Below are 23,518 nucleotides of genomic sequence, written 5' to 3' on the forward strand. Positions count from 1 at the left end.
AGCTGCCCATGGATTTCGCTTATTCGCCCAAGGTGCAAGAACTGCGTGAGCGCGTGACCGCGTTCATGGACTCCTACGTTTATCCTGCCGAAGCCGTGTTCGAGCGCCAGGTTGCCGAGGGCGATCGCTGGCAGCCGACGGCAATCATGGAGGAGCTCAAACTCAAGGCCAAGGCTGAAGGGCTGTGGAATTTGTTTCTTCCCGAGTCGGAACTCGGCGCCGGCCTGAGCAACCTGGAATACGCGCCGCTGGCGGAAATCATGGGCCGGTCGCTGCTGGGGCCGGAACCGTTCAACTGCTCCGCGCCGGACACCGGCAACATGGAAGTGCTGGTGCGTTACGCCAACGAAGAACAGAAGCAACGCTGGCTCGAACCCTTGCTGCGCGGCGAAATTCGCTCGGCGTTTGCCATGACCGAGCCGGACGTGGCGTCCTCCGACGCCACCAACATGGCCGCCCGCGCCGTGCGCGATGGCGACGAGTGGGTGATCAACGGCAAGAAATGGTGGACCTCGGGTGCCTGCGATCCGCGCTGCAAGATCCTGATCTTCATGGGCCTGAGCAATCCGGACGCACCGCGCCATGCCCAGCACTCGATGATTCTGGTGCCGGTGGATACCCCGGGGGTAAAAATCGTGCGCCCGTTGCCGGTGTTCGGTTACGACGATGCCCCTCACGGTCACGCCGAAGTGCTGTTCGACAATGTCCGGGTGCCGTACGAAAACGTTCTGTTGGGTGAAGGCCGCGGCTTCGAAATCGCCCAGGGTCGCCTTGGCCCTGGCCGGATTCACCACTGCATGCGTTCGATCGGCATGGCTGAGCGTGCGCTGGAACTGATGTGCAAGCGCTCGGTGAACCGTACGGCGTTTGGCAAGCCCCTGGCACGCCTGGGCGGTAACATCGACAAGATCGCCGATTCGCGGATGGAGATCGACATGGCGCGCCTGCTGACATTGAAGGCCGCGTACATGATGGACACGGTCGGCAATAAAATTGCGAAGAGCGAAATCGCGCAGATCAAGGTGGTGGCGCCGAACGTCGCCTTGCGGGTGATCGACCGGGCGATCCAGATCCATGGCGGGGCAGGGGTGTCCAACGATTTCCCGCTGGCCTACATGTACGCGATGCAACGCACCCTGCGCCTGGCCGATGGCCCGGACGAAGTGCACCGCGCGGCGATCGGCAAGTTCGAGATCGGCAAGTACGTGCCAAAGGCAATGATGGTGTAGCAGCAAGCTCGCTCGCGATGATCGTTAACGATAACGCTGGAAACCTGACACCCCGCGGCGCTCTCAGGTTCTTCGCGAGCAAGCTCGCTCCTACAGCGATGGTCGTTAACGATAACGCTGGAAACCTGAAACCCCGTGGCGCTCTCAGGTTCTTCGCGAGCAAGCTCGCTCCTACAATACCGTCGGCAGCCCGTAGAACGCCCGCGCACACGCCGTGCTGTGAGCCGCCAGGTCTTCCTCGCTTTCCCCACGGTGCAGCGCCACTTCACGCAACACTTCGGTGAGATACGCCGGCTCGTTGCGCCCGTTTTTCGGCTTGGGCCGCAAACTGCGCGGTAACAGGTACGGCGCATCGCTCTCCAGCATCAAGCGCCCGCGCTTGATTTCCTTCACCAACGGATGCAGGTGCGTACCCCGGCGCTCGTCACAAATCCAGCCGGTGATGCCGATGTGCAAATCCAGATCCAGGTAGCTGAACAGGGCCTTTTTTTCGCCGGTGAAGCAATGCACTACCGCGGCGGGCAACTGATCGCGGTAATCACGCAGGATCTCCAGCAAACGCTGACTGGCATCGCGTTCGTGGAGGAATACCGGCATTTGTAGCTCGACCGCCATCGCCAGGTGTTCTTCGAGGACTTTTTCCTGCTGCGGACGCGGCGAGAAATCGCGGTTGAAATCCAGTCCGCATTCACCCACGGCCACCACATTCGGCTCCCTGAGCAAGCTACGCAGTTGCCGGTCGCTGTCGGCGTTCCAGTCACTGGCCGAGTGCGGATGAATACCGGCGGTGGCGAACAGGCGTTGCGCCGTGTCATCCAGCTGGCGACACAGCTCCAGCGCCTGTTCGCTGCCCTCGACACTGGTCCCGGTGAGCACCATTTGGCAGACCCCGGCCGCGTAGGCTCGGTCGAGTACCGCCTGGTGTTTGTCGGCAAAACTGGGGTTGGTCAGGTTGACGCCGATATCGATGAGTTGCATGGTGCTACCTCGGACCAAAGGCCGGAAAGCATATCAGAGCTGCAGATTTATAAAGAAAAACCAAGAACTACAACGGGTTATTGCTGTCTCTTGAGGCCGAGAGACAGGTCCGGCTGGTCGATGTGCCATCACTGTGCCAGTTTTCGGCACCTTGTCAGCGCTCAGAGCGCTCTGTTTCTGTCGTTCGATCTCGTGAAAACGATCGACCCGGTATTCTTTGCGGAGAGCGGATGATTCGTCCCTCGGTTTTGCTACTGCTGTGTTGTTCGTTGCTGCTGCCGATGCCGGCGGTTGCGCGCCTGGCCGGGCCGCTGCAAGCCGTGCCGGCAGCCAAGGTCCGCGATCTGGCGGACATCCGCAGCAGCCGGGTGCTGAGGGTGCTGGTCAATCAGAGCCGCAACAGCTCCGGCGAAGTCCAGGGCCAGTCCATTGGCGTCGAATACCATCGCCTGCGCGCCTTCGAGCAATACCTCAACGGTCACGCCCGAGACGGTCAGGAAATCACCCTCAAGATCATTCCCAAGGCCAAGGATCAATTGCTCGGTGCGCTGCAGCGCGGTGAGGGGGATCTGGTGGCGCCTGGGGAACTGCTCGATCTGCGACCAGGCTACGCCGTCAGCACCAGTGCCCCGGTTTCGAGCAACGTACCCTTGCTGCTGGTCGGTATCAAGGGCGAGCGACGCTACACCCGTCTTGAACAACTCTCGGGCAAAACCCTGGCGCTGCCCACCGGCAGTGCCGCCGGCGATGCGGTCAGTCAGATCAATCAGAAGCTGGCGCTGCACAAGCTGGCGCCGGTGAAGATCGAGTGGGTCGACCCCAGCCTGGCGGTCGAGGATGTGCTGGAGATGGTCCAGGGCGGGATTTTTCACCTGACCATCGTCGAACAACCGATTGCCGAGCGCTGGGGCAAGATCCTGCCCAAGTTGCGTTTTGATCGCCAGGTGCTCATCAGCGAGCCGGGCGAAGAGTACTGGTTCGTGCGCCGCGATGCTTCGATGTTGCGCGCGAGCATCGATCGCTTCCTGACCGGCTACAAGAAGCCATCGGATCAGGACGTCGCGTTCCTGCGGACCTATCGACGCTTGTATCGAGTGCACTATCCCTTGGCCAAGGCTGATCGACAGCGCCTGGAAAAACTGCGACCGGTGCTGCAGAAACACGCTGATGCCCAAGGCATGGACTGGCTGAACCTGGCGGCGCTGGCGTTCAAGGAGTCGTCCCTGCAACCCAATGCCCGCAGCGGCAGCGGCCCCACCGGCCTGATGCAGATCACCCCTTCTGCGGCCCAGCGGGTTGGGGTCAACAATATTCAGAACCTCGATGCCAATGTGCAGGCCGGGGCCAAGTACCTGGCCTTGATCCGTCGCAAATTCTTTTCCAGCCCCAAACTCAACGAGCGCGAGCGCATGGCGTTTGTGCTGGCGGCCTACAACATGGGGCCGGAGCGTGTGCAAGGCATGCGTGCCGAGGCACGTCGCCGGGGCTTGAATCCCAATCAATGGTTCTTCCAGGTGGAACGCATCGCCATGGAGCAGGTGGGAATGGGCGCCGTCAGCTATGTTAATAGCGTGAACAAGTATTACCTGGCGTTCGATCGGGAGCGGGAGTCGTTGGAGCCCGGGGGGCAGAAGGTTGTCTCGCGTAAATGATCGAATAAACTGATTGTTATGGCGGATTTATTGCGCTTTTAACATGATATTTACTGATTAATATAGCGGCCAACCCACACACAACCCCAGAATGGATGACACAGCATGAGCACACTGATCAACAAGGTACTGTTTACCCGCGCCGGCTATGGCCTGACTGTCCTGCGGATTTTCGTTGGCATCATCTTCGCGGCCCACGGTTCGCAGAAACTGTTCGGTGCGTTTGGTGGTTATGGGCTGGCGGGTACGGCGCAGTACATGGAGAGCATCGGTCTGACGCCAGGCTATGTGATGGCGACGCTGGCGGGCGGGACCGAGTTCTTCGGCGGTCTGGCATTGATCATTGGCTTGCTGGCACGCCCGGCTGCTCTGGGTCTGACCTTCCTGTCGCTGGTCGCGATTTTCACTGTGCATATTGGTAATGGGCTGTTCATGGCCAATAACGGGTATGAGTTCGCCCTGGCGTTGCTGGGCGGCAGCATTGCGGTGTTGATCGAAGGTGCGGGCAAGCTGTCGGTTGATCGTGCTATCGCTGGTTGATCGTTTTCCGTGTACATATCCGTTTCTGCGGTAACGGCCGCTGACGGTTTCGCTCTTACAGCGAGTCCCTTTTGTCAAACGCCACAAAAGGAACCAAAAAGGCTCGCCCCGGCGTCCGGCCCCTCGCTAAGGCTCGGCGTTCCTTCGCTCCGGTATTCATCCGGGGACACTGCCCTCCGGTCTGCTTCGCGACGACCTACATGCAGCGTGTTCGACTGCGTCGAACGGCGCTGCGCGCCACTCCCCGGATGAACACCTCCACTCAGCCTCCCGAAGGGGCGGGTGGATCAAGATCAAGCGCTGCAGGCGAGCTAACGCTCGGCCTGATGAGTGGTGAGGAGCGTCGGTGTACGCCTATCCATTGTAGGAGCTGGCTTGCCAGCGAAGATGACCTGCCAGCCGACCAATCTCTGTCAGATGTACGCAGACCCACATAGGAGCTGCCGCAGGCTGCGATCTTTTGATCTTCAACATGATTGCGCGGTGCCTGATCCGCAGCAAAGATCAAAAGATCGCAGCCTGCGGCAGCTCCTACAGGGGAACGCGTGCGCTTGAAGGATAGGCCGGCCGGTAGGCCGCCTCGCTTTGCTTTTGCGGTGTGCGCCCCCTCGAGAGGCCGAGTGGAGGTTCTGCGCAGTGGGCAACCCGGCATGGATGCCGGGTTAGCCGCGCACGGCCATGGATGGCCGATCGCGGCGGGCCCACGGAGCAGGACCGGAGCGAGGGCATGCCGAGCCTAGGCGAGGCACCGAACGAAAGGGGCAAGAGCCCTTGGTTACTTGGGGCTTTTCCAAGTGACTCGCCGTAAGGGCGAAACCCTAAGTCGCCGTTACCGATGAAACGGATATGTACTCCCACATCCCCATCGCGCAGCCGGTTTTTTGTTGCGCGTCATTCTTGACACCCTCCGGTCAGCTTCTCTAGGATGCTGCTCATGCGCCGATTTAAACAGCTACTTGCGGGGCGCCAGGTAACTCATTCAGTTGCCGACAGAAGCTTGCAGCAAGCTTCGAAATACCGCTAAAGCGCTGGTTCGGTGTTGCCTCTCACCTGCCATGCAGACTTTTTGAGGCAGAGACACGACACGATGAATGCACTAAGCCCCGTTATACGCCCCGCGCCGATCACGGCCCATCTGACCCAGCGCAATCCAAAAATCCTGCTGGGCGGCAAACATCAGCCGACGCTCCTGCGCTATCTCGATGGCTGGCCACGTCGCACCGGCGGGCCTGCAGCCTTCCTGATCCAGTTTGTCGAAGACGGCGAGTCCCTGGCCCGATTTGCCAGCGACAGCTTTGATCTGGCGGTGATTCAATCACCCAGCATTGAAGACGCCCCCGAAGTGATCAGGCAACTGACCCGCGTTGCCAGACAAGGGCTGATTACCCGCCGCTGAAGTTCATGGCGCTGCGACTCAGGGATAGTCGATCGCCACGATATACACACACTGCTCGCCGGTAGGCGTCTGGACCCGAACTTCCGCGTCCAGTGCCTTGCCGATCAGAGCACGGGCCAGCGGTGAGTCGATGCTGATCAGCCCCTGCTTTAAATCAAGCTCATCCGGCCCGACGATGCGATAACGCGATTGTTTGCCGTCCTCGTCTTCAATGGTGACCCAGGCGCCAAAATAGACCTTGTTCGGGTCGCTCGGCTTCTCGCTGACCACCTTGAGCGCTTCCAGCCGCTTGGTGAGAAAGCGCACGCGACTGTCGATCTCGCGCAGCATTTTCTTGCCATAGGTGTACTCGGCGTTCTCCGAGCGATCGCCCTGGGCCGCGGCTTCGCTGACCGACTGCGTGACCTGCGGGCGGCGCACATGCCAGAGCTCATGGAACTCGGCCCGCATCCGCGCTTCACCCTCGGGGGTGATCAGCGCGGTGCCGGCAGTGCGGGGAGGGCGATAACGGCTCATGGCAACTTCTTGTGGTGGAGAAGGCTTGAGTCTATCAACCCTCGCGCAAGACTGTCAGGGGGCTGGCATTCAAGGCGCGACGAGTACCGAAGACACCGGCGCCACCGATCAGCACGGCGCCGATCAGCGGCAGCACCAGCAGCCACGGATGCGGGTGCCAGGGCAGGTCGAAGGCGTAGCGGTAAAGCACCAGGCTCACCAGCTCCGAGCCCAACGCCGCCAACAAGCCGCTGACTGCACCAAGCAAACCGAACTCGATGCGTCGGGCCTTGACCAGTAACTGCCGCTCGGCCCCCAGCGCCCGCAACAAGGCACCTTGGCGAATGCGCTCGTCCAGCGTCGCTTGCAGGCCGGAGAACAACACCGCCATTCCCGCCGCCAACACGAACAACAGCACGTACTCCACCGCCAGGGTGACCTGGGCGAGGATGCTGCGCAACTGCGCGAGCAGGGCTTCGACTTGCAGAATCGTCACCGCCGGGAAGGACCGGGACAGGTCGACGATCTGCTGATCATGACCGGCCGCCAGATAGAAACTGGTCAGGTAGGTCGCCGGCAAATCCTTGAGGGTGCCGGGCTGGAAGATCATGAAGAAGTTTGGCTGGAAGTTGTCCCAATTGATGTCTCGCAGGCTGGTGACTTTCGCTTCGCGATTGACCCCGCCGACGGTGAACACCATGTGATCGCCCAGCTTGAGCTTGAGGCTTTCGGCGACCTTGCCTTCCACCGATACGCCGGGAATCTCATCCGGCGCTTGTCCGGGCCACCAGTTGCCGGCGGTAAGCGTGTTGCCCGGCGGCAGGTCCGCCGCCCAGGTCAGGCTCAGGTCGCGCTGGATCGCCCGGTCACCGGCCGAATCCTTGCTGACGATGTCCTGCACCGGCTCGCCATTGATGCTGATCAGTCGCCCCGGCACCACCGGGTATAAGGGTGCCGACTGTGCCGACAGTTCGATCAATCGATCGGTGAAGGCCTGCTTGTCCGCCGGCAGAATGTTCAGCGCGAAATAGTTCGGCGCGTTTTTTGGCAACTGGTTCTGCCAGGTATCCAGCAATTCGCCGCGCAACAGGGCGATCAATGCCATGGACAGCAGAATCAGACCGAAGGCCAGGGCTTGACCCGCGGCGGCCAGCGGATGGCGCAGCAACTGGCCCAGCCCGAGGCGCCACGGCAAGGACGCGCGCGCGAGCATTCGGCGCAGGCTCTTGAGCAGCAGCAACAGCAAACCGCCCAGCACCAGCGCGGCGATCACACCGCCGCCGAGCAGGGCAAAGGTCAGCAGCAGGTCCAGGCTCAGGCGCCACATGATCAGGCCGAGGGCGCCCAACGCCGCACCGTAGACCATCCAGGTGCTGGTGGGAATCGGCAGCATGTCCCGCCGCAATACCCGCAAGGGTGGCACCCGACCCAGCGCCGCCAGCGGCGGCAAGGCAAAACCGGCCAGCGCCACCAACCCGGTGCCGATCCCGGCGATGCCCGGAAACAGGCCGCCCGGGGGCACATCAGTCGGCACCAGATCATGCAGCAAGGCGAACAGGCCGAGCTGCGCCAGCCAGCCGATAAAGGCGCCGATGATACTGGCGAGGAGCCCGAGCACCGTCAGCTGCAAACTGAACAGCACCAGGGTTTCCCGACGGGACAGCCCCAGGCAGCGCAACAAGGCGCTGGCATCGAATCGCCGCGTAGCGAAGCGCGTCGCCGACAACGCCACCGCCACACCGGCCAGCAGCACCGCCACCAGGCTGGCCATGTTCAGGTAACGTTCGGCCTTGCCCAGGGCGCCGCCGATCTGCCGGTTGCCGTCGCGGGCATCCTGTATGCGCTGGTTGGGGGCCAGCCCGGGCTTGATCAGTTGCCGATAGGTTTCCAGCGCCTCGGCTTTGCCGCGCCAGAGTTCGCGGTAGCTGACCCGGCTGCCGGGTTGCACCACGCCGGTCGCCGCGAGGTCACTGAGGTTGATCAGTACGCGCGGCGTAAGACTGTAGAAGTTGCCGGCACGGTCGGGTTCGTAGGTCAGTACGCGCGCCAGTTTCAGGGTTTTCATGCCGACGTCGATGCTGTCGCCGATCTTCAGGTCCAGCGCGGTCAGCAGGCGTCCTTCGACCCAGGCTTCGCCGGGTTTCGGGCCGCCACCTACTTCTTCCGCGGCAAAGGGCGCGGGGGTGCTTTTCAGTTCGCCGCGCAGCGGGTAGACGGCGTCGGCGGCTTTGATACTGGAGAGCTGGATGCCGTTGTCGGTGGCGATGACGCTGGAAAACTCCACCACCTGCGCGTGTTCCAGGCCCAGCTCCACGCCGCTCCTGATCTGTTCGGGGCGCGCCGGCGAGCTGCCTTCGAGCAGCAGGTCGGCGCCGAGGAACTCGGTGGCGCGCAGCATCATGGCGCCGTTCAGGCGGGCACCGAAGTAGCCAATGGCGGTACTTGACGCCACGGCCACCAGCAGGGCGAAGAACAATACCCGCAATTCACCGGCGCGGGCGTCGCGCAGCAGTTGGCGGATGGCGAGGCTGAACAGGCGCAGCAGCGGCAGGCGTGCCATCAAGGCTCCAGAGGGGCGACCAGCAGGCCGGCTTCAAGGCGGATCAGGCGCCGGCAGCGATGTGCCAGGCGTTCGTCGTGGGTCACCAGCACCAGGGTCGTGCCCCTTTCCTGGTTGAGTTCGAACAGCAGGTCACTGATGCGTTCGCCCGTGTGGCTGTCGAGATTGCCGGTGGGTTCGTCGGCGAACAACACATCCGGTTCTGCGGCAAAGGCGCGGGCGATGGCCACGCGCTGCTGTTCACCACCGGAGAGCTGGCGTGGCGAGTGGCTCAGGCGCTGGCCAAGACCGACCCGTTGCAGCAGTTCGGTGGCGCGCTCACGGGCGTCTTTGCGACCGTCGAGTTCCAGCGGCAGCATGACGTTTTCCAGGGCGTTGAGACTGTCGAGCAGCTGGAAGGATTGAAACACAAAACCAACATGTTCGGCACGGATGCGGGCGCGCTGGTCTTCATCGAGTTGGCTCAGGCCCTGCCCGGCCAGGGTGACTTCGCCACTGCTCGGCAGGTCGAGGCCGGCCAGCAGGCCGAGGAGGGTGGATTTGCCGGAACCGGAGGCGCCGACGATGGCCAGGCTGTCGCCCTTGTTCAGTTCCAGGCTGAGTTCGTGCAGGATAGTCAGTTCACCTTCCGCGCTGGACACCACTTTGCTGAGGTTCTTCGCGGTGAGAATGCTTGCGCCCATGGAGAATCCGATGCGAGTGTGGTTTTTGAGTGCTGGCCTGGCCTTGATGTGCATGGCCCAGAACGCAGCGGCGGGTACAGTCCTGATCGTTGGCGATAGTATCAGCGCCGGTTTCGGCCTGGATACCCGCTTGGGGTGGGTGTCGCTGCTGGAGCAACGGCTCAAGCGCGAAGGTTTCGACGATAAAGTGATCAACGCGTCCATCAGCGGCGACACCAGTGCCGGAGGCCAGGCGCGCCTGCCGGCGCTGCTTGCAGAGCATAAGCCGGAACTGGTGATCCTCGAGTTGGGCGGCAATGACGGGCTGCGCGGAATGCTGCCAACGCAATTGCAACAAAACCTTGCGGCGATGATCGACAGCTCCCGCGCCAGTGGTGCCAAGGTGTTGTTGCTCGGCATGCAATTGCCACCCAACTACGGTGAGCGCTACACCAAGGCCTTCGCCGAGGTTTACACCAAAGTGGCCGATGAGAAAAAAATCCCGCTGGTACCGTTTTTTCTCGACGGCGTGGGCGGTCATCCGGACTTGATGCAGGCCGACGGCTTGCACCCGGCCGCGGGGGCGCAGGACAAGTTGCTGGAAAATGTCTGGCCGGCACTGAAACCGCTGCTTTGACGCTTTTCTAGCGGTCGCGTTTCGGCTAAGGTGGCGCCCCCGATTTGGAGCCCCCGATGCCGCGTCCCGCCTGGTCACTTTTTGCCTATCAACTGATCGAGCCTGACGAACAGCTGGATCTGTTTGCCTGCCAGGAAGTGCGGGTGCATCTGGTGACCCGTCAACTGGAGCTGGGCGGCTCGGCGGACCGCACCCTGTGCGGCAGCCTGCTGCCGGCGCAGCCACGCTGGTCGAGCGTCGACCGCCGAGTGTTCCAGGACCAGCGCCTGTGCTCGCTGTGCCGGGCTATCCTGGAATCGCAAAAGCGCGGCACATCGCCGATCTGGCCTGAGCTGCGCTTCGAGCTCTAGACCCTGTGGCGAGGGAGCTCTGTGGCGAGGGGGCTTGCTCCCGTTGGAGTGCGAAGCGCTCCCATGCGGTTTATCTGACGGACTGATTGGGGCTGCTTCGCAGCCCAACGGGGGCAAGCCCCCTCGCCACAGAGCCTCCTTTGCCACAGAGCCCCCTCCCCACAAGTGCCTTGCATCGCCTGTAACAGTCGCGCCTCCCCGAAATAACGGGCGCCAGTGTACAATCGCGTTTTTATACCCTTGTCGATCATGCGAAGGATTTTCCGGATGTTGCCGCGTTTTCCTGCCGTCACCCGTTGCCTGACCCTTGCCGCCCTGTGCGTCGCGGGTCCGGTTGCCGCATTGGAGCTGCCCCTGCCACCGCCCGGTGAAGACATCGTCGGCCAGGTGCAAGTGATCAAGGCCAAGTACGAAGACACCTTCGCCGACCTTGGTACCACCTACGATCTGGGCTATTCGGAAATGGTCGCGGCCAACCCCGGGGTCGATCCATGGTTGCCGGGAGGCGGCACCGAGATCGTGCTGCCGACGCGCTTCATCCTGCCCCCGGGCCCGCGTGAAGGCATCGTCATCAACCTGGCCGAGTACCGGCTGTATTACTACCCGAAAGACCGGAACGTGGTCTACACCTTCCCGCTGGGTATCGGCCGTGAAGGCTGGGGGTCGCCGATTGCCCACACCAGCATCATCGCCAAGACGCCGAACCCGACCTGGACACCGCCAGCGTCGATCAAGGCCGAGCACGCCGCCGACGGCGATCCCTTGCCGAACGTGGTGCCGGCCGGCCCGGACAACCCGCTGGGGCCGTTCAAATTCACCCTGGGTACACCGGGCTACCTGATCCATGGTTCGAACAAGAAGTTCGGCATCGGCATGCGCACCAGCCACGGTTGCTTCCGCATGTTCAACAACAACGTGCTGGAAATGGCCGGCATGGTGCCGGTAGGCACGTCGGTGCGCATCATCAGCGATCCGTACAAATTCGGCGTCAGTGGCGGCAAGGTTTATCTGGAAGCGCACACACCGCTGGACGACCAGGGCAACCCGTCGGTGGTGGACAAGCACACCGGGGTGATCAATGCGATGCTCAAGCGCGAGGACATCACCAACAACCTGCGCATGAACTGGGATGTGGTCCGCGACGTGGTGGCTGCCGAAGACGGCCTGCCGGTGGAAATCGGCGTGCCGGACGCCTCGGCGCCGATGATGACGAGTGCACCGCTCGATCCACTGCAGTAACGCTTGAAACGAACCCGCCGATGCTGACCGCGTCGGCGGTTTTTTTTGCCTGTACGAAACGGCGGGCAAAAAAAAGCCGACCCATGAATGAGTCGGCTTGATAACAATCCCGAAGGACTATTACTTGCGGCTAGCTTTTTCCAGCATGCGCAGAGCACGCTCGTTAGCTTCGTCAGCAGTCTGTTGTGCTTTTTGAGCAGCAGCCAGAGCTTCATCAGCTTTACGGTAAGCTTCGTCTGCACGAGCCTGGGAGCGAGCAGCTGCGTCTTCGGTAGCAGTCAGACGTGCTTCGGTTTCTTTCGATACACTGCTGCAACCGGTAGCCAGAACTGCGGCCAGCGCCAGAGCAGAGAATTTCAGAACGTTGTTCATCGTGTTCCCCTTCAAGGACTTTCTAGTAAGTAGCTGTCTCCTCAGAGTGAGGAAATGGCCGGCGTACATACTACCCATTACTTCTAGTAAGTAAACTGACGTGTAGCAAGAAGCAAAAAAAATTGTAGGCGTTGATTCTTTTTCGAGCAACTTTTAACTGCATTGTTTAAAAAATATCCAGCTGCGGAGGCCCGAGTTGAGCGAGCCCGGGTAAAAAAGTTCCCCGTGCCCGCAGCTGTTTTACCGGTGTTGGCCAAAGTCTGTCTATATGGATTCGTCTACACTTTTGTTCAGCATGTGTGCGGCACCTCTCATATCTTTCTCCTAGTTGAGGTGACTTTAACGAGGGGCGTTCGTCTTAAGTCTCAATATCCGGCAGTGTTCGGGCGCCAATCGGGTGAGATACCCGGTCGAGCCGTCCCTGCGCAACCCGGAGCGGCACCCGCCAACCTGCATGATGACGAGCGTACCTTGAGCATTTTTGCCAATGGTGCCTACTATTTGTACGTGCCCGGTTGCGCGAGATCGTGCAGCTCTTCTCGGTGTGCATTCAGGCACGGGGTGGCGTAGATGTTCCTTCGCCGGAAAAACATCGGTAAGGTAGGGGTCAGAATCCAAGACCCGCGAGGAGTAGTGATGAGCGAGGCGTTGTCCATCCACCATGACCAGGCTGGTCATCAGTTCGAGACCAATGTGGACGGTCATCGTGCCTACCTGACCTATATGGATCTGGGGAAACAGACCCTGGATATCTATCGCACCTTTGTGCCCAATGCATTGCGTGGTCGAGGCATTGCGGCCGCCTTGACCGAAAAGGCGCTGGAGTACGCCGAGGAAATGGGCTACACCGTCATTCCCTCGTGCTCGTACGTGGAGCGCTACATGGAGCGTCATCAGCGGCATGCGGCCAAGCTGAGCCAGTAAAACCAACGCATAAAAAAACGCCGGGCTCAGCCCGGCGTTTTTTTGTGGCGGTTTTTTGTCTGGCGCTTTTTTTTCTGAAGCAGCGATCAGGTGCGATCGCGTTTGGGCAGCACATCCTTGAGCTTGGCATGCATGCTGCGCAAGGTGGTTTCGGTGGCGGTCCAGTCGATGCAGGCATCGGTGATCGACACGCCGTATTGCAGGTCGGCGAGGTCTTTAGGGATCGCCTGGCAGCCCCAGTTCAGATGACTTTCGACCATCAGCCCGATGATCGACTGGTTGCCTTCGAGGATCTGGTTGGCGACGTTCTCCATCACCAGCGGTTGCAGGGCCGGGTCCTTGTTGGAGTTGGCGTGGCTGCAGTCGACCATGATGTTCGGCTTGATCTTCGCCTTGTTCAGCGCTTGCTCGCACAGCGCGACACTCACCGAATCGTAGTTCGGCTTGCCGTTACCGCCACGCAACACCACATGACCGTAGGCGTTGCCCTTGGTGGTGACGATCGACACGCCACCTTCCTGGTTGATGCCCAGGAAACGGTGTGGGCTCGAAACCGACTGCAGCGCGTTGATCGCAACCGTCAGCCCGCCATCGGTGCCGTTCTTGAAACCGACCGCCGAGGAAAGGCCGGACGCCATTTCACGGTGAGTCTGGGACTCGGTGGTGCGTGCACCGATGGCCGACCAGCTGATCAGGTCCTGCAGGTACTGCGGGGAGATCGGGTCGAGGGCTTCGGTCGCGGTCGGCAGGCCCATTTCGGCCAGGTCCAGCAGCAACTGACGGCCGATGTGCAAGCCGTCCTGGATCTTGAAGGAGTCGTCCAGGTACGGATCGTTGATCAAGCCTTTCCAGCCGACGGTGGTACGTGGCTTCTCGAAATACACGCGCATGACCAGATACAGGGTATCGGACACTTCCGCTGCGAGTGCTTTCAGGCGCTCGGCGTATTCGTGGGCCGCCTTGATGTCGTGGATCGAGCAGGGCCCGATGACGACAAACAGGCGGTGATCGGTGCCATCAAGAATGTTGCGAATGACTTCGCGACCCTTGGTGACGGTGCGCAAGGCAGCGTCGCTCAGAGGGATATCACGCTTGAGCTGATCAGGAGTGATCAGCGTCTCGTTGGAGGCGACGTTTAGGTCGTTGATCGGTAAATCAGCCATCGTTTACTCGTCAGGTCACGGGTGCCGGCCGCCAGCGAACCCGCGCGGCGGAGCACAGCAAATTAAGCGCGTCGGGGAGCGGAACCTTAGCGCGTTACACCGTGGCTCGACAATGGGCAGACGCCGGTTTGCGGCGACAACGCGGCAGGAAACTGACCGAGAACGCGCCCTAATCCAACACCGGCTGAGAAAATGCCCGGCGAACCGTGTCATGGGAGAACTCGTCGGCGTGCTCCTGGACCCATTCCAGAGCCAGGGCCTGGTTATCGTGCAAGTCGCTGTGGGTGTCATGCATGCGGCAATATCGTTCGATCTGGCACACCTGTTCGCCCATCCGCGCACTGAACAGCGTCTGCTCGTCAACGAAGGCAATGCCCACCAGATAGCCACGCTTTCGTCGCAGGCACCAGGCCACATAACCCAGATAGCGCAAGTCCGGGTTCACGGTCGGCATGCGCACTTGCAGCGCCGTCCCGTGGCGCCACGCACGGTGGTAATTGCAAGCCATGCCCCCGAGGCTGATAGAGTGCAGCTGTTGCCGCGAAATGCACTCGGGTGTGAGCAACGTCAATTCTACGGGTACATCGTCAGGATGAGGAAGAAAACGTCCCATGAGCACGGACTCCATGTGTCGGCCATCTGACATAGTTCCCACCAGTATAGTGGTCGAATTGGAACTGACGGATTTCGACGCCGACCAACGGCTGCTGGCGATGAGCGGTGTTTCGCTGCTGATTTTCACCAGTGTCGGCTGCGCCGGTTGCCGGTTTGCCCGTGAGCGGGTTCCGCAACTCGACCTGAATGTCGATCGGCTGTGCTGGATCGATGCCGGGAACAATGGCGGGCTGGTCGAGCGTTATCAGGTTTTTCATTTGCCGGCGCTGTTTGTCGTGCGCGACGGCGAGTTTTTCGGGGGCCTTGAATCGCGCCTGACGGCTACCGAACTTAATGAAGCGCTGGATCAGGCGCTGAGTCGAATTGCAGAGGAGTTGCCATGATGGGGGCAGTTGCCAGGCCGCAAGCCTTGTATCGCAGTTTGCGTTTTATCGATCGACGTAACGCTTGAGTCGATCAACCAAAGGGGGAAGGGGCATGGCCAAGACTATCGATGACAAACTGGTGCTGGCGATTTCCTCGCGGGCGCTGTTCGACCTGAGCGAAAGCCACAAGATCTACCTGTCGAGCGGCGTTGAAGCCTATCGCCAGTATCAGATCGAACATGAAGACGAAATCCTCGAGCCGGGCGATGCATTCCCGTTGGTGCAGAAGCTCCTCAACCTCAATACCCACCTGGGCCGCGCCCGGGTCGAGGTGATCCTGGTGTCGCGCAACAGTGCCGACACCGGCCTGCGGGTGTTCAATTCGATCCACCACTATGGCCTGGCGATTTCCCGGGCGGCATTTGTCGGCGGGCGCAGTCCTTATCCTTATCTCAAAGCCTTTGGTTGCGACCTGTTTCTCTCGACCCATGCCGAAGACGTGCGCAGTGCGCTGGAGGCCGGGTTCGCCGCAGCAACCATTTTGTCGGGCGGCGCCAGTCGTGCGGCCAGCGATGAATTGCGGATTGCCTTCGACGGTGATGCGGTGCTGTTTTCCGACGAATCGGAGCGCGTCTATCAGTCCGGTGGTCTGGAAGCCTTTCAGGCCAGCGAGCGTGAAGCGGCCCGCCAGCCTTTGCGCGGAGGACCCTTCAAAGGCTTCCTGGCAGCCCTCAACCTGTTGCAGCGCGAATTCCCAGACGACGCTTGTCCGATTCGGACGGCCCTGGTAACGGCGCGTTCGGCACCAGCCCATGAACGGGTGATCCGCACCTTGCGCGAATGGGACATTCGTCTGGACGAGTCGTTGTTCCTCGGCGGCCTGACCAAGTCGGCGTTTCTCGAAGCCTTTGCCGCCGACGTGTTTTTCGACGATCAGGCCGGTCACTGCGAGTTGGCCCGGGAGGTGGTCGCCACCGGTCATGTGCCCCACGGCATAAGCAACGAACAAAAGGTTTAAGCCTGCGCTTCAAGGTGTTGCACGGCACGTCGCACTCGCCAAGGCACTGCTAAGCTGAATCAATCTGCGCCATGTTGGCACTCGAGGAGGTCATATGATTCATTCGATGCTATATGCCACTGACCTCGGCCTGTACGCGCCTTTGGTGATGCAGCATGCCTTGGCGCTGGCGAAAACATTCAACGCCGACCTCTACGTGGTTCACGCCGTCGAACCGATGGGGTTGTTCGCCGAGTCGGTGCTTCAGAGTTACCTCGATGAGCAGGCGCTGAACGAGTTTCACAGTCAGGGCTTGAATACGGTGATTGCCAATATCGAGCGGCGGGTACTCGACAGCTTTCGTGAAGAACTGGGGGAAGACGGCGAGCAGGACCTTAAACGGATCAAGGCGGTGCGGGTGCTGCAGGGCGACCCGTCGCAGGTGATTCTCGACCAGGCGCAGAAACTCTCCGTGGATTTGTTGATCGTAGGTAGTCACAGCCATGGTGCTGGCGCGGAAACGCCGCTGGGCAGGACGGCTGCGCGGGTGTTGCAACTGTCGCGGGTGCCGGTCTATCTGGTACCCCGGGTGGAGCGTCGGCGCCAAGGGGATCGCTAGAACACGAATAATGGCTATTTGACAAAAAAGTTCTAGATTTATTATTCAAACCATTAATATAGTTATATACCGTCGCTGATGCCCGTGGCGTCTACCTGCTTTGAGGGATTGATATGAAGCTTCAACAACTGCGCTACATCTGGGAAGTGGCGCACCACGACCTCAACGTCTCGGCCACCGCCCAAAGTCTGTACACCTCGCAGCCGGGCATCAGCAAGCAGATCCGCCTGCTGGAAGACGAATTGGGCGTCGAGGTTTTCGCCCGCAGCGGCAAGCACCTGACCCGCGTCACACCGGCTGGCGAGCGCATCATCACCACCGCCGGCGAGATCCTGCGCAAGGTTGAAAGCATCAAGCAGATCGCCCAGGAATTCTCCAACGAGAAGAAGGGCACCCTGTCGATCGCCACCACCCACACCCAGGCCCGTTATGCATTGCCGCCGGTGATCAGCAATTTCATCAAGCAATACCCGGACGTGGCCCTGCACATGCACCAGGGTTCGCCGATGCAGATCGCCGAAATGGCCGCTGACGGCACCGTGGATTTTGCCATCGCCACCGAAGCGCTCGAGCTGTTCGGCGACCTGGTGATGATGCCGTGCTATCGCTGGAACCGCTGCGTGGTCGTGCCGCACGGTCACCCGCTGACCAAGCTGTCGAAGCTGACTCTCGAAGCGTTGGCCGAATACCCGATCGTGACTTACGTGTTCGGGTTCACCGGTCGATCGAAGCTCGACGAAGCCTTCAGCCATCGCGGCCTGACACCGAAAGTGGTGTTCACCGCGGCCGACGCCGACGTGATCAAGACTTACGTGCGTCTGGGCCTGGGCGTGGGCATCGTGGCGAAAATGGCGGTCGACGCCAAACTCGACAGTGACCTGGTGATGCTCGATGCCAGCGAACTGTTCGAATCCAGCATCACCAAGATCGGTTTCCGTCGCGGCACCTTCCTGCGTGGCTTCATGTGCGACTTCATCGAGAAGTTCGCCCCGCACCTGACCCGCGAAGTCATGGCCAAGGCCATCCAATGCCACAACAAGCAGGAACTGGAAGAACTGTTCGACGGGGTCGAACTGCCGGTCCATTGATGTCCTTCAGATCACCTCGGTGACAGTAAATTGTTGCCGGGTGCCCGCCACCAGAATCTCCACCTCGTCCCCGTCGAACTTGCCCAGCAGGCTTTTGCCCAGTGGCGAGCGCGGGGTGATGACGGTGATCGGCTGGCCCACCAGATCGATCTTCAATCCGGCCGCGTCGGGGGCCAGGAACAGCCATTGCTCGCGGCCCTTCTCGTCTTCCAGACCGAGCAGGGTGCCGACTTCGATGCCGCGCTGGTTGTCGTAAGGGCGCAACATCAGGTTCTGACACAGCGCCAGTGACTGTCTGATTTCTTCTACCCGTTTAGCCTGTCCGGCAGCCAGGTAAGACGCCTCCAGGCCCAGGGTGTCGTACTTGTTTTCAGCGATGTTCTCTTCGTGGGTCGCGGTTTCATAAGCGGTTTGCGCGGCGCGCTCGGCGATGTCGAGATCGATCCGCAGCTTGTCGAGAATCAGTTGGTGGACGGTCGGCTTGTGCATGGAAAGATTCATGGTCAGTCGCAAAATTGCATGACATTGGCCCGGCTTTTTTCGCTGGGGGCGGTCTGGTCCTGTTGCAGCCAGAACTGGCATTTCGGATTGGCCAGATTGCGCTGGCTGCTGCGGGCTTGATCCAGTCGTTGCTGCTGCTCGTTTCGGCGCAGGTTCTCTTCGTATTGGTCGAACAGCGGGCTCTGCAGTGGACTATCCGGTACCGGTTGCACCACCACCGGCGGTTTGGCCAACTGCTGCACCGCTGCCGCGACGGGCGCCAGTTGCTCGCTGAACAACAGGCGAGAGGCGAGCCAGGCGGTCAGTGCGATTGCAATGAATCCCAGCCACAGACCGAAGGCGATGCTGGCGCTCAGTTGCACGGCATTGAGCGGGATCGGCAACGGCCGGCGCGGGTCGGGACGGTAGGGCATGGCGGCCTCCTGGCGGGTGATCGCGGGCAAGGGGCGATTGTCGCATGAAGATTAATCGCCGTCGGGTCTTCTGTACGGGGTAATTTATGCGGACAATCGGCGGCTTTGCCAACGGGAGCCTGGAATGCCTGAACTGAACACCCGCTGGGATATTTTTTGCACCGTGGTCGACAACTTTGGCGACATCGGTGTGACCTGGCGCCTGGCCCGACAGCTGGTGGCCGAACATTCGGTGACGGTTCGTTTGTGGATTGACGATCTGCGGGCCTTCGAGCGCTTGTGCCCGGACATTGACATTAACGCTGCGCAGCAGTGGCAGCAGGGCGTCGAGGTGTGCCGGTGGGGTGCCGACTGGCAACCCACTGAAGCCGCCGATGTGGTGATTGCCGCGTTCGCCTGTCAGTTGCCGAGTGCTTACATGGACGCCATGGCCGCGCGGGAACAGCCGCCGCTCTGGATGAATCTCGACTACCTGAGTGCCGAGGACTGGGTCGTCGGCTGCCATGGCCTGCCGTCGGTGAAGTACAAGCATGTGCAGAAGTTCTTTTTCTTCCCCGGGTTCCAGCAGGGCACCGGTGGCTTGCTGCGTGAAAACGGCTTGCTGGAGCGGCGTCGGCAGTTTCAGCAAAGTCCCCAGGCTCAGCGCGAATTCCTGCAAGGCCTGGGGGTCGATCATGCAGAAGGCGCGCTGCTGATCTCGCTGTTTGCCTATGAAAATAAAGGCCTGGCGAGCTGGCTCCAGACGATGGCCGGTGATTCGACACCCACGCATCTGCTGGTGCCCGAAGGGCGGATTCTCGCTGATCTTGAACGCTGGCTGGGTGTGAACGGGTTGGCGGCCGGCGCCGTGCAGGTGCGCGACGCCTTGACCGTGCAAGTCCTGCCGTTCGTCCGGCAGGACCAGTATGACCTGCTGCTGTGGAGTTGCGATTTCAACGCCGTGCGCGGCGAAGACTCCTTTGTCCGTGCCCAATGGGCGGCGCGGCCACTGCTCTGGCACATCTATCAGCAGGAAGAAGATGTCCACCTGGAGAAGCTCGAAGCCTTCCTGGAACGCTACGTGAAAGGCCTTTCGCCGCCCGCCAGCGAGGCGATCAGCGGTCTCTGGCGGGCGTGGAACGCCGGTGAGACAATGGGCGATCACTGGCAATCGACCCGCAAACATTGGCCCGAGCTGCAAAAACATGCCGACGCGTGGTGTCTGGAACAGGCCTTGCAGGCTGATCTTGCCGCGGCGCTGGTACAGTTTTATGTAAATTGGATATGATACGCGGCCTAGATTTATGTAAATCCCATCCAAATTCGGATATTCGCAATGAAAACTGGTAAAGAACTGAAACCCGGTACCGTGATCCGTCTCGAAAACGATCCTTGGCTGGTTCAGAAAGCTGAATTCACCAAGTCCGGTCGTAACAGCGCGATCATGAAGACCAAGCTGAAAAACCTGCTGACCGGTTACAAGACCGAGATCGTTTACAGCGCCGACGACAAACTGGACGACGTAATCCTCGACCGCAAAGAAGCGACCCTGTCCTTCATCAGCGGCGACACCTACACGTTCATGGACACCACCGACTACACCATGTACGAGCTGAACGCTGAAGACATCGAAGCTGTTCTGCCTTTCGTTGAAGAAGGCATGACCGATGTTTGCGAAGCGATCTTCTTCGAAGAGCGCCTGGTTTCCGTAGAACTGCCGACCACCATCGTGCGTCAGGTCGACTACACCGAAGGCTCCGCTCGCGGCGACACTTCCGGCAAGGTGATGAAGCCTGCCAAACTGAAGAACGGTACCGAACTGTCGGTGGCTGACTTCATCGAAATCGGCGACATGATCGAGATCGATACCCGCGAAGGCGGTTCCTACAAAGGCCGTGCCAAATAAGCACCGCTTCAGGAATGAAAAAGCCCGACCATTGAGTCGGGCTTTTTTGTGCCTGCAGTTTCAGGTCCAGCGATGAACCCCTTGTGGGAGCGAGCCACCCGCCATGAATCAGTGGCGACCGAAGTTGTTTTGCAGTGCCAGGTCCCACGGCGGCACCGGGCTGAAACGAGCCTTCAGGTATTCCAGCAACAAGCGACTGCGGGAATTGGGTTGCTGCTCCAGGCGCAAGGCGTAAATGCCGGTCGTTTCCGGTTGGGGCAGGCCGCTTTCGCAGAACAGCGGCAGCAGTTCGCCACGCAACAGGTATTTGCTGGTCAGCCAGGTCGGCAAATGCGCGACACCCAGCCCGGCCAATGCGCCTTCGAGCAGCGCCTCGGCGTTATTGGCGCTCATGCGGATGCGTCCAGGGCGGTGCAGGTGCATGTGCCCGTCGCGTTCGAAGCGCCAGGCAAAGAGCGGAGCCAGGCCATCCCAGCCGAGGCCGTCATGTTCCACCAACTGCGCCGGATCGGTGGGTATACCACGGCGCTGCAAATAGTCGGGGCTGGCGCAGGCGATCCGTACCATGCTCGCCAGTGGCGTGGCCACCAGCCGGGTATCGGCCATTTGCCCGGCGCGCAGCACCAGATCGACCTTGCCCAGGTTCAAGCCCTGCATGTCGACAAAACTTTCGATCAGATGAAGTTGCACATCGAGGCCGGGGTACAGCAGCAGAAAGTCGGCAATCACCGGCGCCAGGTGCAACCGACCGAACGCTGCCGGCGCATCAATCCGGATCAGGCCCTCGGGCGCACTGCTGAGGGACACCGCTTCCGCCCGGGCCAACTGCAGTTCCGCGACAATCCGCCGGGCGCGCTCGGCAAAGGCCAATCCTGCCGGCGTTGCGCGCACCGCGTGGGTGCTGCGGATGAACAACTGGCTGCCGAGCGCATTTTCCAGGCTGTCGATCCGCCGCGCCACGGCTGAAGGGGTCAGTGGATGACGGCGGGACGCGGCGGAAAAACTGCCGGTTTCCAGTACGTCGAGGAACAGGCCCAATTGCCCGGTCAATTGATTGGGGTTCATGCTCGGCCTGCGTTTGTGCGAATCTGGCATAGCCATTGTGCGTTGCTGTGCGTTTCCCTGCCAGAGGCGACTGCGTAGGATGAGCGTACTGACGTGAGGGGAATGGGCAAGTGATTGAGTTTTTGATGTACCTGGTGTTTGGCGCTGCCTTGGGGACCCTCGGTGGATTGTTCGGCATCGGCGGCGGTTTGATCGCGATTCCGCTGCTGGGCGTGCTGTTCGGCCTTGATCAGCAGATCGCCCAAGGCACGGCGCTGGTGATGGTGGTGCCGAATGTCATGCTGGCGCTGTGGCGTTATCACCAGCGCAATCGCATCGAGATGCGCCATGCCTTGCCGCTGGCTTCGATGGGCTTCTGTTTTGCCTGGATCGGTTCGATCTGGGCCGTGGGCATTGATGCGCAAACCATGCGTATCGCTTTTGTCGCCTTTCTGGTCGCCCTGACGGCCTACAACCTCGTGCGAATGTTCACGACCCACTCGCCGCCTTCTGCGCAGATGAACCATTCGCCACGGTGGCTGGGTGTGCTCGGTGCCGCATCGGGCAGCATGGGCGGGTTGTTTGGCGTGGGCGCGGCAGTGGTGGCGACGCCGGTGCTGACCAGTGTCTTCGGCACCAGCCAGGTGGTGGCGCAGGGGCTGTCGCTGGCACTGGCCTTGCCGAGTACCAGCGTCACCTTGGTGACTTATGCGGTGCACCATGAGGTGGACTGGACGATCGGCGTGCCCTTGGCGATCGGCGGCCTGATGAGCATCAGTTGGGGGGTGAAGGTCGCCCACGCCTTGCCGGAGCGGCTGCTGCGCGGGCTGTTCTGCGGGTTCCTGGTGCTGTGCGCGGTGATGCTCGCCTTTAAAGTTTGAAGCCTTCGACAATGTGCTCGGCCAGGCACTCGGTGATCGGCGACGGGTTGTGCAGGTTACGCACCAGCATGATGCTCGCCTCCGGCAAAACCGGAAGGTCTTCGGCGTCCCCCAGGATGCGCATGTCCGGGGTGATCAGGCTTTCCAGCTGCGCGGTGATGGCCAGGCCGGCGCTGACCACCGCCATGATCGCCGACAGGCTGGAGCTGTTGTAGGCGACGCGGTAGTCGCGGCCCATGGCGTCCAGCGCATTGCAGGCCCACAGCCTGCAGAAACAGTCACTGTTGAACATCGCCAGCGGCAACGGCGTCTGCTCGTGAACGCTGTAGCACTGCGCTTCGGCCCAGACGAAACGTTCCTTGCGCAGCAACTGGCCGATCTCGTTGCCCGGTTCCCGGGTGACGATGGACAGGTCCAGGTCCTGACGCAGCAGCAGTTGTTTTGATGATTCGCAGTGCACTTCGATCTGGATCAGCGGATAGGACTGGGCAAATCGCCGCAGGATCCCCGGTAGAAAACGCATGACGTAATCGTCCGGCGTGCCGATGCGCACCATGCCGACCATGTGCGGCTCGCGCAAGGTATTGAACACCTCGCTGTGCAGCTTGAGGATGCGCCGGGCATAGCCCAGCAGCACCTGACCTTCAGCGGTCAGCCGCACCTGCCGTCCATCGCGCTGGAATAATTGGCGCTGCAACACGTCCTCTTCCAGTCGCTTCATCTGCATGCTCACGGCGGACTGGGTGCGGTTGACCTGTTCGCCGGCGCGGGTAAAACCGCCCTGGTCGGCGATGGCGACAAAGGTGCGCAGCACGTCGGTGTCGATACTCGGGTAGGCGGACATTCATCAATCTCCGAGATGTGTTGCATCAGAAACATTCGTTGGATTGATCTTAGCCCCGGCGCGACACTT

26 protein-coding genes are annotated in these 23,518 nt (G+C 60.9%); 15 read left to right on the forward strand and 11 right to left on the reverse strand.

Going from position 1 to position 23,518, the window contains the following annotated elements; genetic code table 11:
* The first annotated feature begins 8 nt into the window (after nucleotides 1-8).
* Nucleotides 9-1,229 (forward strand): acyl-CoA dehydrogenase, encoded by a 1,221-nt coding sequence (locus ACA062_RS07645; RefSeq protein WP_497455851.1) that lies wholly within the window; start codon nucleotides 9-11, stop codon nucleotides 1,227-1,229.
* 171 nt (nucleotides 1,230-1,400) lie between these two features.
* On the opposite strand, the gene ACA062_RS07650 is transcribed toward ACA062_RS07645, so the two are convergent.
* Nucleotides 1,401-2,207, reverse strand: coding sequence for a TatD family hydrolase (locus tag ACA062_RS07650; protein ID WP_497455852.1), 807 nt, complete (start codon nucleotides 2,205-2,207; stop codon nucleotides 1,401-1,403).
* Between the two features lie 230 nt (nucleotides 2,208-2,437).
* On the opposite strand from ACA062_RS07650, the gene ACA062_RS07655 reads away from it, so the two are divergent.
* The 3 genes from ACA062_RS07655 to ACA062_RS07665 all read left to right on the forward strand — a co-directional run bounded on the left by ACA062_RS07655 (nucleotide 2,438) and on the right by ACA062_RS07665 (nucleotide 5,795).
* Nucleotides 2,438-3,859 (forward strand): MltF family protein, encoded by a 1,422-nt coding sequence (locus ACA062_RS07655; protein WP_497455853.1) that lies wholly within the window; start codon nucleotides 2,438-2,440, stop codon nucleotides 3,857-3,859.
* A gap of 105 nt (nucleotides 3,860-3,964) precedes the next feature.
* Nucleotides 3,965-4,399: a DoxX family protein gene (locus ACA062_RS07660; RefSeq protein WP_128871796.1), complete on the forward strand. Its 435-nt coding sequence runs from the start codon at nucleotides 3,965-3,967 to the stop codon at nucleotides 4,397-4,399.
* A gap of 1,087 nt (nucleotides 4,400-5,486) precedes the next feature.
* Entirely contained in the window at nucleotides 5,487-5,795 is a 309-nt protein-coding gene (locus ACA062_RS07665) for a class I SAM-dependent methyltransferase (protein WP_128871797.1), read from the forward strand.
* A gap of 18 nt (nucleotides 5,796-5,813) precedes the next feature.
* Here ACA062_RS07665 and greB read toward each other — a convergent pair whose 3' ends face one another.
* From greB to ACA062_RS07680, 3 genes are read right to left on the reverse strand one after another with little or no spacing between them, the layout of a single operon-like run.
* Nucleotides 5,814-6,311 (reverse strand): transcription elongation factor GreB, encoded by a 498-nt coding sequence (gene greB, locus ACA062_RS07670; protein WP_028619975.1) that lies wholly within the window; start codon nucleotides 6,309-6,311, stop codon nucleotides 5,814-5,816.
* 34 nt (nucleotides 6,312-6,345) lie between these two features.
* Entirely contained in the window at nucleotides 6,346-8,850 is a 2,505-nt protein-coding gene (locus tag ACA062_RS07675; RefSeq protein ID WP_497455854.1) for an ABC transporter permease, read from the reverse strand.
* Complete coding sequence (locus ACA062_RS07680; RefSeq protein ID WP_128871799.1) at nucleotides 8,850-9,533, reverse strand: ABC transporter ATP-binding protein; 684 nt, start codon at nucleotides 9,531-9,533, stop codon at nucleotides 8,850-8,852. The genes ACA062_RS07675 and ACA062_RS07680 overlap by 1 nt, the downstream gene beginning before the upstream one ends.
* Before the next feature lie 10 nt (nucleotides 9,534-9,543).
* On the opposite strand from ACA062_RS07680, the gene ACA062_RS07685 reads away from it, so the two are divergent.
* The 3 genes from ACA062_RS07685 to ACA062_RS07695 all read left to right on the forward strand — a co-directional run bounded on the left by ACA062_RS07685 (nucleotide 9,544) and on the right by ACA062_RS07695 (nucleotide 11,738).
* Complete coding sequence (locus ACA062_RS07685; RefSeq protein ID WP_128871800.1) at nucleotides 9,544-10,149, forward strand: arylesterase; 606 nt, start codon at nucleotides 9,544-9,546, stop codon at nucleotides 10,147-10,149.
* A gap of 56 nt (nucleotides 10,150-10,205) precedes the next feature.
* Nucleotides 10,206-10,499 carry a hypothetical protein gene (locus tag ACA062_RS07690; RefSeq protein WP_003226812.1) on the forward strand — a complete coding sequence of 98 codons (294 nt, stop codon included), beginning with the start codon at nucleotides 10,206-10,208 and terminating at the stop codon, nucleotides 10,497-10,499.
* Between the two features lie 267 nt (nucleotides 10,500-10,766).
* The gene (locus ACA062_RS07695; protein WP_497455855.1) at nucleotides 10,767-11,738 is read left to right on the forward strand and encodes a L,D-transpeptidase family protein; all 972 of its coding nucleotides are present in this window, start codon (nucleotides 10,767-10,769) and stop codon (nucleotides 11,736-11,738) included.
* Between the two features lie 120 nt (nucleotides 11,739-11,858).
* Here ACA062_RS07695 and oprI read toward each other — a convergent pair whose 3' ends face one another.
* The gene (gene oprI, locus ACA062_RS07700; protein WP_003172710.1) at nucleotides 11,859-12,110 is read right to left on the reverse strand and encodes an outer membrane lipoprotei OprI; all 252 of its coding nucleotides are present in this window, start codon (nucleotides 12,108-12,110) and stop codon (nucleotides 11,859-11,861) included.
* Nucleotides 12,111-12,746: 636 nt separating this feature from the next.
* On the opposite strand from oprI, the gene ACA062_RS07705 reads away from it, so the two are divergent.
* Nucleotides 12,747-13,034: a GNAT family N-acetyltransferase gene (locus ACA062_RS07705; protein WP_008057026.1), complete on the forward strand. Its 288-nt coding sequence runs from the start codon at nucleotides 12,747-12,749 to the stop codon at nucleotides 13,032-13,034.
* 86 nt (nucleotides 13,035-13,120) lie between these two features.
* On the opposite strand, the gene ACA062_RS07710 is transcribed toward ACA062_RS07705, so the two are convergent.
* On the reverse strand, nucleotides 13,121-14,197 hold the full coding sequence (locus ACA062_RS07710; protein WP_307339950.1) for a 3-deoxy-7-phosphoheptulonate synthase: 1,077 nt from the start codon (nucleotides 14,195-14,197) through the stop codon (nucleotides 13,121-13,123).
* 169 nt (nucleotides 14,198-14,366) lie between these two features.
* On the reverse strand, nucleotides 14,367-14,810 hold the full coding sequence (locus ACA062_RS07715) for a PilZ domain-containing protein (RefSeq protein WP_497455856.1): 444 nt from the start codon (nucleotides 14,808-14,810) through the stop codon (nucleotides 14,367-14,369).
* Here ACA062_RS07715 and ACA062_RS07720 point away from each other — a divergent pair.
* The 4 genes from ACA062_RS07720 to cysB all read left to right on the forward strand — a co-directional run bounded on the left by ACA062_RS07720 (nucleotide 14,809) and on the right by cysB (nucleotide 17,881).
* A complete protein-coding gene (locus tag ACA062_RS07720; RefSeq protein WP_497455857.1) occupies nucleotides 14,809-15,195 on the forward strand; it encodes a thioredoxin family protein in 387 nt (128 codons plus the stop codon). The two genes, ACA062_RS07715 and ACA062_RS07720, sit on opposite strands and share 2 nt — an antisense overlap.
* A 94-nt stretch (nucleotides 15,196-15,289) precedes the next feature.
* On the forward strand, nucleotides 15,290-16,195 hold the full coding sequence (locus ACA062_RS07725; RefSeq protein WP_497455858.1) for a 5'-nucleotidase: 906 nt from the start codon (nucleotides 15,290-15,292) through the stop codon (nucleotides 16,193-16,195).
* A gap of 94 nt (nucleotides 16,196-16,289) precedes the next feature.
* Nucleotides 16,290-16,793, forward strand: a complete 504-nt coding sequence (locus ACA062_RS07730; protein ID WP_128871806.1) for a universal stress protein — start codon at nucleotides 16,290-16,292, stop codon at nucleotides 16,791-16,793.
* Between the two features lie 113 nt (nucleotides 16,794-16,906).
* On the forward strand, nucleotides 16,907-17,881 hold the full coding sequence (cysB, locus tag ACA062_RS07735) for an HTH-type transcriptional regulator CysB (RefSeq protein WP_497455859.1): 975 nt from the start codon (nucleotides 16,907-16,909) through the stop codon (nucleotides 17,879-17,881).
* Between the two features lie 6 nt (nucleotides 17,882-17,887).
* Here cysB and ACA062_RS07740 read toward each other — a convergent pair whose 3' ends face one another.
* Both ACA062_RS07740 and ACA062_RS07745 read right to left on the reverse strand, forming a co-directional pair.
* Nucleotides 17,888-18,370 (reverse strand): GreA/GreB family elongation factor, encoded by a 483-nt coding sequence (locus ACA062_RS07740; protein ID WP_497455860.1) that lies wholly within the window; start codon nucleotides 18,368-18,370, stop codon nucleotides 17,888-17,890.
* A 14-nt stretch (nucleotides 18,371-18,384) separates the two neighbouring features.
* A complete protein-coding gene (locus ACA062_RS07745; RefSeq protein ID WP_497455861.1) occupies nucleotides 18,385-18,795 on the reverse strand; it encodes a hypothetical protein in 411 nt (136 codons plus the stop codon).
* 124 nt (nucleotides 18,796-18,919) lie between these two features.
* Between ACA062_RS07745 and earP the strand changes: the two genes are divergently transcribed.
* Entirely contained in the window at nucleotides 18,920-20,062 is a 1,143-nt protein-coding gene (earP, locus tag ACA062_RS07750; RefSeq protein WP_497455862.1) for an elongation factor P maturation arginine rhamnosyltransferase EarP, read from the forward strand.
* Between the two features lie 48 nt (nucleotides 20,063-20,110).
* On the forward strand, nucleotides 20,111-20,680 hold the full coding sequence (locus ACA062_RS07755; protein WP_007943632.1) for an elongation factor P: 570 nt from the start codon (nucleotides 20,111-20,113) through the stop codon (nucleotides 20,678-20,680).
* A 108-nt stretch (nucleotides 20,681-20,788) separates the two neighbouring features.
* Here the strand turns inward: ACA062_RS07755 and ACA062_RS07760 are convergent, their stop codons facing one another.
* On the reverse strand, nucleotides 20,789-21,745 hold the full coding sequence (locus ACA062_RS07760; RefSeq protein ID WP_497455863.1) for a LysR family transcriptional regulator: 957 nt from the start codon (nucleotides 21,743-21,745) through the stop codon (nucleotides 20,789-20,791).
* Between the two features lie 110 nt (nucleotides 21,746-21,855).
* On the opposite strand from ACA062_RS07760, the gene ACA062_RS07765 reads away from it, so the two are divergent.
* On the forward strand, nucleotides 21,856-22,605 hold the full coding sequence (locus ACA062_RS07765) for a sulfite exporter TauE/SafE family protein (RefSeq protein ID WP_497455864.1): 750 nt from the start codon (nucleotides 21,856-21,858) through the stop codon (nucleotides 22,603-22,605).
* Here ACA062_RS07765 and ACA062_RS07770 read toward each other — a convergent pair.
* Nucleotides 22,595-23,449 carry a LysR substrate-binding domain-containing protein gene (locus tag ACA062_RS07770; protein WP_497455865.1) on the reverse strand — a complete coding sequence of 285 codons (855 nt, stop codon included), beginning with the start codon at nucleotides 23,447-23,449 and terminating at the stop codon, nucleotides 22,595-22,597. The two genes, ACA062_RS07765 and ACA062_RS07770, sit on opposite strands and share 11 nt — an antisense overlap.
* Between the last annotated feature and the right edge of the window lie 69 nt (nucleotides 23,450-23,518).

This window comes from Pseudomonas sp. LBUM1679 (genome assembly GCF_059695565.1).

What these genes read in the sequence shown, in the direction of transcription:
- ACA062_RS07645 (WP_497455851.1), top strand. Translation starts at nt 9, where the DNA reads ATGGATTTCGCTTATTCGCCCAAGGTGCAAGAACTGCGTGAGCGCGTG.
- ACA062_RS07650 (WP_497455852.1), bottom strand. Translation starts at nt 2,207, where the DNA reads ATGCAACTCATCGATATCGGCGTCAACCTGACCAACCCCAGTTTTGCC.
- ACA062_RS07655 (WP_497455853.1), top strand. Translation starts at nt 2,438, where the DNA reads ATGATTCGTCCCTCGGTTTTGCTACTGCTGTGTTGTTCGTTGCTGCTG.
- ACA062_RS07660 (WP_128871796.1), top strand. Translation starts at nt 3,965, where the DNA reads ATGAGCACACTGATCAACAAGGTACTGTTTACCCGCGCCGGCTATGGC.
- ACA062_RS07665 (WP_128871797.1), top strand. Translation starts at nt 5,487, where the DNA reads ATGAATGCACTAAGCCCCGTTATACGCCCCGCGCCGATCACGGCCCAT.
- greB (WP_028619975.1), bottom strand. Translation starts at nt 6,311, where the DNA reads ATGAGCCGTTATCGCCCTCCCCGCACTGCCGGCACCGCGCTGATCACC.
- ACA062_RS07675 (WP_497455854.1), bottom strand. Translation starts at nt 8,850, where the DNA reads ATGGCACGCCTGCCGCTGCTGCGCCTGTTCAGCCTCGCCATCCGCCAA.
- ACA062_RS07680 (WP_128871799.1), bottom strand. Translation starts at nt 9,533, where the DNA reads ATGGGCGCAAGCATTCTCACCGCGAAGAACCTCAGCAAAGTGGTGTCC.
- ACA062_RS07685 (WP_128871800.1), top strand. Translation starts at nt 9,544, where the DNA reads ATGCGAGTGTGGTTTTTGAGTGCTGGCCTGGCCTTGATGTGCATGGCC.
- ACA062_RS07690 (WP_003226812.1), top strand. Translation starts at nt 10,206, where the DNA reads ATGCCGCGTCCCGCCTGGTCACTTTTTGCCTATCAACTGATCGAGCCT.
- ACA062_RS07695 (WP_497455855.1), top strand. Translation starts at nt 10,767, where the DNA reads ATGTTGCCGCGTTTTCCTGCCGTCACCCGTTGCCTGACCCTTGCCGCC.
- oprI (WP_003172710.1), bottom strand. Translation starts at nt 12,110, where the DNA reads ATGAACAACGTTCTGAAATTCTCTGCTCTGGCGCTGGCCGCAGTTCTG.
- ACA062_RS07705 (WP_008057026.1), top strand. Translation starts at nt 12,747, where the DNA reads ATGAGCGAGGCGTTGTCCATCCACCATGACCAGGCTGGTCATCAGTTC.
- ACA062_RS07710 (WP_307339950.1), bottom strand. Translation starts at nt 14,197, where the DNA reads ATGGCTGATTTACCGATCAACGACCTAAACGTCGCCTCCAACGAGACG.
- ACA062_RS07720 (WP_497455857.1), top strand. Translation starts at nt 14,809, where the DNA reads ATGAGCACGGACTCCATGTGTCGGCCATCTGACATAGTTCCCACCAGT.
- ACA062_RS07715 (WP_497455856.1), bottom strand. Translation starts at nt 14,810, where the DNA reads ATGGGACGTTTTCTTCCTCATCCTGACGATGTACCCGTAGAATTGACG.
- ACA062_RS07725 (WP_497455858.1), top strand. Translation starts at nt 15,290, where the DNA reads ATGGCCAAGACTATCGATGACAAACTGGTGCTGGCGATTTCCTCGCGG.
- ACA062_RS07730 (WP_128871806.1), top strand. Translation starts at nt 16,290, where the DNA reads ATGATTCATTCGATGCTATATGCCACTGACCTCGGCCTGTACGCGCCT.
- cysB (WP_497455859.1), top strand. Translation starts at nt 16,907, where the DNA reads ATGAAGCTTCAACAACTGCGCTACATCTGGGAAGTGGCGCACCACGAC.
- ACA062_RS07740 (WP_497455860.1), bottom strand. Translation starts at nt 18,370, where the DNA reads ATGCACAAGCCGACCGTCCACCAACTGATTCTCGACAAGCTGCGGATC.
- ACA062_RS07745 (WP_497455861.1), bottom strand. Translation starts at nt 18,795, where the DNA reads ATGCCCTACCGTCCCGACCCGCGCCGGCCGTTGCCGATCCCGCTCAAT.
- earP (WP_497455862.1), top strand. Translation starts at nt 18,920, where the DNA reads ATGCCTGAACTGAACACCCGCTGGGATATTTTTTGCACCGTGGTCGAC.
- ACA062_RS07755 (WP_007943632.1), top strand. Translation starts at nt 20,111, where the DNA reads ATGAAAACTGGTAAAGAACTGAAACCCGGTACCGTGATCCGTCTCGAA.
- ACA062_RS07760 (WP_497455863.1), bottom strand. Translation starts at nt 21,745, where the DNA reads ATGAACCCCAATCAATTGACCGGGCAATTGGGCCTGTTCCTCGACGTA.
- ACA062_RS07770 (WP_497455865.1), bottom strand. Translation starts at nt 23,449, where the DNA reads ATGTCCGCCTACCCGAGTATCGACACCGACGTGCTGCGCACCTTTGTC.